Annotated in this window: 6 protein-coding genes; 2 read left to right on the top strand and 4 right to left on the bottom strand. The window is 61.0% G+C overall.

What is annotated here, in order from left to right:
• Nucleotides 1-103: 103 nt before the first annotated feature.
• The 4 genes from AAAB16_RS01230 to AAAB16_RS01245 all read right to left on the bottom strand — a co-directional run bounded on the left by AAAB16_RS01230 (nt 104) and on the right by AAAB16_RS01245 (nt 6700).
• Nucleotides 104-1294 (bottom strand): HD domain-containing phosphohydrolase, encoded by a 1191-nt coding sequence (locus AAAB16_RS01230; RefSeq protein ID WP_340661692.1) that lies wholly within the window; start codon nt 1292-1294, stop codon nt 104-106.
• A gap of 30 nt (nt 1295-1324) precedes the next feature.
• On the bottom strand, nt 1325-4843 hold the full coding sequence (locus AAAB16_RS01235; RefSeq protein ID WP_340661693.1) for a response regulator: 3519 nt from the start codon (nt 4841-4843) through the stop codon (nt 1325-1327).
• A gap of 55 nt (nt 4844-4898) precedes the next feature.
• On the bottom strand, nt 4899-5786 hold the full coding sequence (gene yedA / locus AAAB16_RS01240) for a drug/metabolite exporter YedA (RefSeq protein WP_340661694.1): 888 nt from the start codon (nt 5784-5786) through the stop codon (nt 4899-4901).
• Nucleotides 5787-6373: 587 nt separating this feature from the next.
• Nucleotides 6374-6700 carry a DUF1820 family protein gene (locus AAAB16_RS01245; RefSeq protein WP_110617159.1) on the bottom strand — a complete coding sequence of 109 codons (327 nt, stop codon included), beginning with the start codon at nt 6698-6700 and terminating at the stop codon, nt 6374-6376.
• Nucleotides 6701-6829: 129 nt separating this feature from the next.
• On the opposite strand from AAAB16_RS01245, the gene miaB reads away from it, so the two are divergent.
• Complete coding sequence (miaB, locus tag AAAB16_RS01250; protein WP_340661695.1) at nt 6830-8185, top strand: tRNA (N6-isopentenyl adenosine(37)-C2)-methylthiotransferase MiaB; 1356 nt, start codon at nt 6830-6832, stop codon at nt 8183-8185.
• A 78-nt stretch (nt 8186-8263) separates the two neighbouring features.
• Nucleotides 8264-9014 (top strand): PhoH family protein (locus AAAB16_RS01255; protein ID WP_340661696.1); only part of this gene is annotated, 751 nt, incomplete at its 3' end.

A 9014-nucleotide genomic window follows, 5' to 3' on the forward strand; every position in this document is an offset into this window, starting at 1 on the left:
CACGTAGGGTGTGCTGTGCGCGCCATTACGCTTGCCGGAAGATCGTCTGGTGCGCGCAGACACCCTACAAGAGCAGGCGATTTGCGGGGAAATCGCTTGGTGCTCAGGCTGATTCCTGCGGCAAGGTCAGCTCAATGGTTTCGCCAAACGATTCATCCAACCGTTGCAGGTCGGAGTGAATCGCTTCGGCGTTATCGGCCAGGCCCAATGCCAGTGAGCAAAACTCATCGGCAGCGCCGAGAAACGCCATGACCACCAGGGGGTCAAACTCGCTGCCGCTGCCGGCACTGATCAGCTCCACCGCTTCGGCATGGCTGCTGGTTTGCCGGTAGGGGTGGTGGGCGGTGAGTTCTTCGTAGCGGCCGACTATCGCCATCAAACGCGCCGGCAGCGGAATCTGCTCGCCCCGCAGGCCTTGTGGGTAACCATTGCCGTCCCAGCGTTCATGCTGGCTGTGGACAATATGTTTGGCATCGCTCAGAAAGGTTTCGCTGCTGCCCAGTTTGTCTTCGGCGGCCTGTAGCGCAGCAAAGCCAGCCTCGGCGTGGCGATGCAGAACCTCTATGTCGGCGGCTTCCAGCGGCACCAGGCTGTGGATAATCCGGTCCGGCAGGGTCAAACGGCCAATGCCATGCAGCAACGCCGATTTGCCCAGCCGAGCAATGCGCTCCGGCGTCAGCTCCGCGGCCAGCGCCGGTTGCTGCTGGGCCAGGTTGCTGGCCAGTTCGACCATATATGGCTCAATGCGCGCCAAGTGTCCGCCGCCCGGGTTTTCGCGCATACGCGCCAGCCCGGCCATGGCTTCGATGGTGACTTCCTGGAGCTTTTCGATATCGCGGGTGCGGCGGCGTACTTCCAGTTGCAGGTACTCGCTTTTGTCGCGCAAAAAGTCGGCACTGGCTTTGAGTTGCAGTTGCGCTTTAACCCGCGCCAGCACCAGGGGTGGGCTGATGGGCTTGGTGATGTAGTCGACGGCACCGAGGTCAAAACCATGCTGCTCATCAGCCAGCTCGGTTTTGGCGGTAAGAAAGATCACCGGAATATCACGGGTGTGCGGGTCAGCTTTAAGGCGCTTGCACACTTCGTAGCCGTCCATCAGCGGCATCATGATATCCAGCAGAATCAGGTCCGGCGGCGGGCTGCTGATGGCAATGCGCAACGCTTTGAGCCCGGAGCTGGCCACCTTAACCCGGTAGTTGGGCAGCAGCAGCTCGCTCATCAGCTCGAGGTTTTCCGGGGTGTCATCCACCACCAGCACCAGCGGTTGCTCCGGTCGGTCAAGTATCCCGTCCACGCCCTTCTCCTGTCCGTTCTGGGCTGAGCACTAAAGGCTCAAGCCACGCTGTTCACCTGTTTGCCGCAATAACGTCAGAGCCTGTTCAAAATCGTAGCAGCGAACCGCCTCGGCCAACGGCGGGTAGTCATCGTTGAAGGCGTTGCGCAGCAGGCACGCCTGCGCTTCGAAGACCTTGCCGGCGCGCGGATCGTCATGGGCAAATAGCCCGGCCAACTGCTGACACACCGCTGCCAGCTCCCCCTCGTCCACCGGCGGCGGCGCGGCACAGACCGATGCCGGCCATTGCGCCTCGATGGCGTGCAGTAAGGAATCGAGGCTGTGGCTGAGTTCGCTGATCAAAGGCTCCAGCTCTTCATCGGCGCGGTCGTCTTTTAGCGCCGTTTCCAGCAGCGCCGCCTGGGTCTGCAAATCCACTGCGCCGAGGTTACCGGCCAGGCCCTTGAGGCTATGGGCCAGACGTTCGGCAGCGTCGTGCGCCCCTTGGTTCAGTGCCAAACGTAACTGCGCGCTGAAATCGTTCTGACTGGCGGCAAATTTCAGCAGTAAGCGTTGGTACAGCTCCGTTTTGCCCAGCACGCGGCGCAAGCCACTGGCCAGGTCGACACCGGGTAACAGCCAGTCTGGCGTTGCCGACACGGTTGAATCTTGCGCGCTGGCGCCGTTGTCTACTCGCAACCACTGCGCCAGGGTGCGCCACAGTTGGTCGGGGTAGAGCGGCTTGCCCAGGTGGTCATCCATGCCCGCTTCCAGACAGCGCTCGCGGTCAGCCGGCAAGGCGTTGGCGGTCATGGCGATCACCGGCAAGTGCGCAAACTGCGGCTCGGCGCGTAGGCGGCGGGTAGCCGAAAGGCCATCCAGCACCGGCATCTGCATATCCATCAGCACCAGGTCGAAGTAGCCCGCACCGCGCGCCAGCAAAATATCCACGGCCTTAGCGCCATCTTCGGCCTGCTCAATCTGCAAGCCGCTTTCCTCTAGCAGCCCGCAGGCCACTTCGCGGTTGAGCTCGTTGTCCTCGACCAACAGCACGCGCTTGCCAGTGAAATCGGGTATGGCATCGGCGCTTGGACTATCAACAACCGCAACAGGCGGGCCACTGTGGTTGGCCAACGTACCAACCAGCGCATCCAGCAGCAGCGACGGGTTAAGGGGTTTTAGCAGTACATCGTCGACCCCGACCTGGCGGGCATTGTGCAACACCTCTTCGCGGCCATGGGCGGTGACCATCAGCAAACGCGGTTGTGCCTGCAGATCAAGCGCCTGCAACTGCCGCGCCGTTTCGATGCCGTCCATCTCCGGCATCTGCCAGTCGAGCATGACCAGGTCGAACGGCCGGCGCTGATCGGCCAGTTGCACCTGACGCAAGGCCGCGCGTCCGGACTCTGCGGTCTCCACGCGAAAGCCCATACCCACCAGCATGTCGTGCAGCACGCGGCGGGCGCTGTCATTGTCGTCCACCACCAGCACATGACGGCCGCGCAGGTTGGGCTGGGGTTGCAGCGATTGCTGGTGCTCGGTGGAAATGCCCAGTGGCAGTCGACACCAGAACAGGCTGCCGCGCCCCGCCTGGCTCTGCACCCCAACGCGCCCGCCCATGGCCTCGGCCAAGCGTTTGCAAATGGCCAAGCCCAGGCCGGTGCCGCCGTATTTGCGCGTGGTCGAGCTGTCGGCCTGCTGGAAGGATTCGAACAGGCGCTCCAACTGCTCATGGCTGATACCAATGCCGGTGTCGCGCACAGCAAAGTACACCTGTACCTGCTCGGCGCTTTGCTGCTCGGCGCGAATGAGTAATTCGATCTCGCCGCGCTCGGTGAACTTCACCGCGTTATTGGCGTAATTGATCAAGATCTGCCCAATACGCAGCGGGTCGCCCACCAACTGCAATGGCAGCTTGGGGTCGAGGTTAAACACCAACTCCAGGTGTTTGCCGGCGACTTTTTCGCCGATCAGGTTGGCGACGTTTTCCAGCACCTGTTGCAGGTTGAAGTCGATGTGCTCGATACCCAGCTTGCCGGCCTCGATTTTAGAGAAGTCGAGAACGTCGTTAATCACCCCGAGCAAGTGCTGGCTGGCCTGCTGGATTTTGTCCACGTAGCCACGCTGACGCGGCTCCAACTCGGTTTTCTGCGCCAGGTGGGCCATGCCGATAATGGCGTTCATTGGCGTGCGGATTTCGTGGCTCATATTGGCCAGGAAATCTGACTTCAAGCGCGCCGCTTCTTCGGCCAACTCCTTGGCATCGGCCATCGCTGCTTCGGCCTGTTTGCGCGCAGTGATATCGCGGCTCACGCCCACCAGCCCCAGGGGCACGCCACGGTCATCACGAAAAATGGTGCGCAGGGTGTCGAACACCACCCAATGGCCATCGGGGTAACGCACGCGGCCTTCGCTTTCGTAAGTGCTGTCGCGGGTCAACGCGGTGTAGTCGTGCTCCTCGCGTTTAGTTGCCCAGTCGAGGTTAAGCAGCTCGTGGTCGCGCTTGCCCAGCACCTGTTCGCTGCTCTGCCCGAACAGCTCGGCGCAAGCCTGGTTGATGCCCAGGTAACGGCCTTGGATATCCTTGAACCAGATCGGGTCGGGAATGGCATTAATGATGGCCAGCAAGGTACTGCGTTGGCGCACCACCTCGGCCTCGGCCAACTGGCGCTGATGGATTTGCGTGCGTAGGTGGCGGTTCCACAGCACCACCACAACCAATGCCGCCAGCACACCCAGCAGGTATGGCCAGCCGACCAGCAATAGGCCTTGCCAACTAAACGCCGACAACGGCGGCAACCAGCGATCAAGAATCTGCTCGCGCTCTTCACGCTCCAGGCTGGCCAAGCCCTTGTCTAGCACCTCAACCAACTGTGGCCAATCACGGCGCACGGCAAAGTGCAGCTCACTGCGCAGCAACCCCGACTCGCCACGCAGTTCGATATTGGCCAGGCTGAGTTTGCGTACCAGGTAACTGGCCACAATCATATTGCCGATATAGGCATCGGCGCCGCCGGAGGACACCGCACGCAAGGCATCTTCGGTATCGTCTACTTCGACGATTTGCGCCTGCGGTACAGCGGCACGCAGCAGGTCTTCGGTGACATAGCCGCGCTCCATGGCCACGCGCCGGCCACGCAGGTCATCGGTGCTACGAATCGGCAGTTCATGGCGGGTGAAAATCAGGCTATTGCTGGTCAGGTAGGCGTCGGTAAAGGCCATGCGCGCCTGGCGCTCATCGGTTTTCGCCACGGACGACAAAACGTCGATATCGCCGGCTTTGAGGGCCGCCAACACCGCGTTCCAGTCTTGCAACTGCACGGTTTCAAAGCGGATGCCCAGGCGCTGACCAAGCAAGGCCAGGTAATCACCGCTGATGCCACTGTGCTGACCCTGCTCGCCGAACACATCGAAGGGCTCCCAACCGCCCTTCTGCACCCCGACGCGCACCACCGGGTGCTCGGCAATCCAGCTGCGCTGCTCAGCGCTGAGGTTTAACGGCGCGGCGTGCACAGCGGCACCCGCCAGCACCATCAGCAGGCCCATCAGCCATGCCTTGCAACCACCCATACAGCCTCCCTTGCGTGAACACTCTCAGCCAGCTTAGCCAGCCAGGAGGCCGACGCTACTCCTGGGCAGGCGGTCGACGCCACTGCGGCAAACCAATCAACACCACCGCGCTGATGATCACCAACATCGCCAACCACTCCTCACCGCCAATCTGCTCATTGGCAAACACGATACCGAGCAGCACCGCCACCACCGGATTGACGTAGGCATAACTGGTGGCGGCGGCTGGGCGCACATGCTTGAGCAAATAGACGTAGGAGCTGAACGCGATGATCGAGCCGAAGAAAATCAAATACAGCAACGCGCCCCAGCCGGCGGCGCTGGGCATCTGTGTCATGCGCTCGCCACTGAGCACGCTGCCGAGCAACATCACCGCGCCGCCGCCGAGCATTTCTGTGGCGCTGGCCATCGGACCGTTAGGCAGCGGCAAGGTTTTACCCCACACCGAACCGAACGCCCAACTGGCGGCGGCGAAGAGAATCATCGCCGCCCCGGCTGGGCTGGCCTGCAAATTGGAACCCAGGTTGAGCAACGCAATGCCGGTCATACCCAAAGCAATGCCCGCCCACTCCAGCCTGGAGTTGCGGTGCCCGAACCAACGATTAAACAGCAAGGTAAACAGCGGCACCGTCGCCACCGCCAAGGCCGCCACCCCAGAAGCCACACCGGAATGCTCAGCCAGAGTGACGCCGCCATTACCAAACGCCAGCAACAACGTGCCCACCATCGCCGCCGCCCGCCACTCCCGCCAGCTCGGAGCCGGAACGCCGCGTAAACGCAGCCAGCCATACATCAAACTACCGGCAATCAGAAAACGCACCGCCGCCATTAACAGCGGCGGCCAGGTTTCCACACCGATACGGATCACCAGATTCGTCGAACCCCAAATGATGTACAGGGCAGCAAAAGCAGCGACAAGCAACAGCGGAAAACGCGTGCGCATGGAAGGCTCGGCAGAGGGCAGGCAAGAAAGGGAGTGTAGGGGGTGAAACATGGAAGGCGACAGGCACAGTGGCGAGGGGGATTGGGCGTACACCTTCACCGAGTAAACGCCAGCCCTCACCCCTAGCCCCTCTCCCGCTAGCGGGAGAGGGGAGTAGCTCGGCGGTCGCCTTGCCAACTCAGCCAAGCTTTTGATGTTGATCTAGCTGTTGATCTACTCGCCCCGTTAGCGCCAGGCCGAGTGGAGTCGTTGCGTAAGGGGTCGTAGCGGCCGGGAGCCGCGAAGAGGGATGAGGGCCATGGATGGCCCTTCAGCCCGACCCCTGGAGCAACGACGCAGCGAAGGGACCCGAAGCGCAGCGTAGGGCCCAGGTAGGGGCAAGCCTTTTTTGCTTACTTTTTGCGGCGACTGGCAAAAAGTGAGTCGCGCGTAAGGCGCGAAACAACCCCCCCAGCCAACGCGGTAACGAATACCACCACCCACTAAAAAGCAAAACCCTCTCCCCAGCCCTCTCCCGCAAGCGGGCAGAGGGAGCCGTCCGCGGTTGACGCAACAGGCCGCGCGAAACTCAAATCCGCAAAAGCAAACTACTTATCCGGCATAGGCATCGGAAACGGCATCACATTCCCCACCCCAGCCCGCGCCTCACTAATCTTCGGCGTGCCCAACCGCTCCACCTCATCAATGCGCACAATCGCATGCATCGGCACAAAACTACGCACCACGCCCTCAAACTGCGCCTTCAGTTTCTCCTCACTAGGGTCAACCACCACCTGCGTACGCTCGCCAAAGACAAACTCCTCCACCTCGAGAAAGCCCCACAGATCACTCTGATAGATCTGCTTGGCGTACATCTCGAACACCTGGCCTTGGTTGAGGAAGATCACCTTATAGATAGGTTCACGCTTGCTCATGGGCGGGGAAAAACCGGGGGAAATTTTCGGGGGCGGGATCATAGCATAGCCTCCCGGCAGGCAATGCTAGGCCTGCCGGACCGCCGCCTCTATAATGCGCGACTCTTTGAGCCACCCCCTTGAGCACGCATGAGCAAGAAGCTGTATATCGAAACCCACGGTTGCCAAATGAACGAGTACGACAGCTCGCGCATGGTCGATTTGCTGGGTGAACATGAGGCCTTGGAAGTTACCGCCCGCGCGGAAGACGCCGATGTCATTCTGCTCAATACCTGCTCTATCCGTGAGCGCGCTCAAGACCGGGTGTATTCCCAGCTGGGCCGCTGGCGTGAGCTGAAACTGGCCAAGCCGGACATGGTGATCGCGGTCGGCGGTTGCGTGGCCAGCCAGGAAGGCGCCGCCATCCGTGATCGCGCGCCCTATGTGGATGTGGTGTTCGGTCCGCAAACCCTGCACCGCTTGCCGGAAATGATCGACGCCGCGCGCCTCACTCGCTTGCCGCAGGTGGATGTCAGCTTCCCGGAAATCGAAAAATTCGACCGCCTGCCCGAACCACGTATCGACGGCCCAAGCGCCTTTGTGTCGATCATGGAAGGCTGCAGCAAGTACTGCACCTTTTGCGTGGTGCCCTATACCCGCGGCGAAGAAGTCAGCCGGCCGTTTGACGATGTACTGGCCGAGGTCATTCACCTGGCCGAACACGGCGTACGTGAAGTGACGCTGTTGGGGCAGAACGTCAACGGCTTCCGTGGCGTCACCCACGATGGCCGTACCGCCGATTTGGCTGAGCTGATTCGCGTAGTAGCCGCCATCGACGGCATCGACCGCATTCGCTACACCACTTCGCATCCGCTGGAGTTCTCCGACAGCCTGATTCGTGTGCATGCCGAAGTGCCGGAGTTGGTCAAACATGTGCATTTGCCGGTGCAGGCCGGTTCCGACCGTATTCTGGCGGCGATGAAGCGCAACCATACGGGGCTGGAGTACAAGTCGATCATCCGCAAACTGCGCGCGGCGGTGCCGGATATCAGTATTACGTCGGACTTTATCGTCGGCTTCCCCGGCGAAACCGAAAAAGACTTCGAAAACACCATGCAATTGGTAGCCGATGTCGGCTTCGACTTCTCCTATTCCTTTGTTTACAGCGCCCGCCCCGGCACCCCGGCGGCCGACCTGCCAGACGATATTCCGGCAGAAACCAACCGCGAGCGCCTGGCCCGCTTGCAGCACCGCCTGGACCAACAAGGCTTTGAAATCAGCCGCAAGATGGTTGGCAGCATCCAGCGCGTGTTGGTCAACGACTTCTCCAAGCGCGACCCCGGGCAACTCACTGGGCGTACCGAGAACAACCGTATCGTCAATTTCCGCTGCGACAATCCACGCCTGATTGGCCAGTTCGCCGACGTACGGATCGACGAAGCCAGACCGCACTCTTTGCGCGGTAGCCTGGTCATAGAAGAACAACCTGTGGCCGAGTGCCACTAAAGCCGCAGATGCCCGAGCTTTCCCAGGCGGGCATCCGGGGTTATCCTTCGACCCATCTCAGTGGCTACCGATACGACCTTGAACGCACCCATAGAACCGCATCGTTTTATCCTCGAACCCTTTGAAGCTCGCCGCTTCGCCAACCTGTGCGGGCAATTCGACGAGCACTTGCGCTTGATCGAACAGCGCCTGGCCATCGAAATTCGCAACCGTGGCAACCAGTTCGAACTGGTGGGCCCCGCCGAAACCACCCAGGCCGCCGAGCAATTGCTGCGCCGCCTGTACCGCGAAACCAACGCCACACAACTCTCCCCCGACATCGTGCATTTGTTCTTGCAGGAGTCTGCGGTTGAGCAATTGGCCGGTAACGACCCGGTGGAAGCCAGCGTTGCCCTGCGCACCCGCAAGGGCATGATTCGCCCACGCGGCCTTAATCAGCAGCGCTATGTGAAGTCGATCCTTAACCACGACATCAACTTCGGCATCGGCCCAGCCGGTACAGGTAAAACCTACCTGGCCGTGGCCTGCGCGGTGGATGCGCTGGAGCGCGAGCAGATTCGCCGCATTTTGCTGGTACGCCCGGCGGTGGAAGCGGGCGAGAAACTGGGCTTTCTGCCTGGGGATCTGTCGCAAAAGATCGACCCGTATCTGCGCCCACTCTATGACGCGCTGTACGAAATGCTCGGTTTTGAAACCGTGGCCAAGCTGATCGAGAAACAGGTGATTGAGGTTGCGCCGCTGGCCTATATGCGCGGTCGCACCCTTAACAATAGCTTCATCATTCTCGACGAACGTCAGAACACCACCCTTGAGCAGATGAAGATGTTCC

It is taken from the genome of Pseudomonas sp., from assembly GCF_037994325.1.
Classification (GTDB): Bacteria; Pseudomonadota; Gammaproteobacteria; order Pseudomonadales; family Pseudomonadaceae; genus Aquipseudomonas.

Bases quoted from the DNA above. Each gene is read 5' to 3' on its own strand.
- AAAB16_RS01245 (WP_110617159.1), bottom strand. From the start codon at position 6,700: ATGAGCAAGCGTGAACCTATCTATAAGGTGATCTTCCTCAACCAAGGC.
- miaB (WP_340661695.1), top strand. From the start codon at position 6,830: ATGAGCAAGAAGCTGTATATCGAAACCCACGGTTGCCAAATGAACGAG.
- AAAB16_RS01235 (WP_340661693.1), bottom strand. From the start codon at position 4,843: ATGGGTGGTTGCAAGGCATGGCTGATGGGCCTGCTGATGGTGCTGGCG.
- yedA (WP_340661694.1), bottom strand. From the start codon at position 5,786: ATGCGCACGCGTTTTCCGCTGTTGCTTGTCGCTGCTTTTGCTGCCCTG.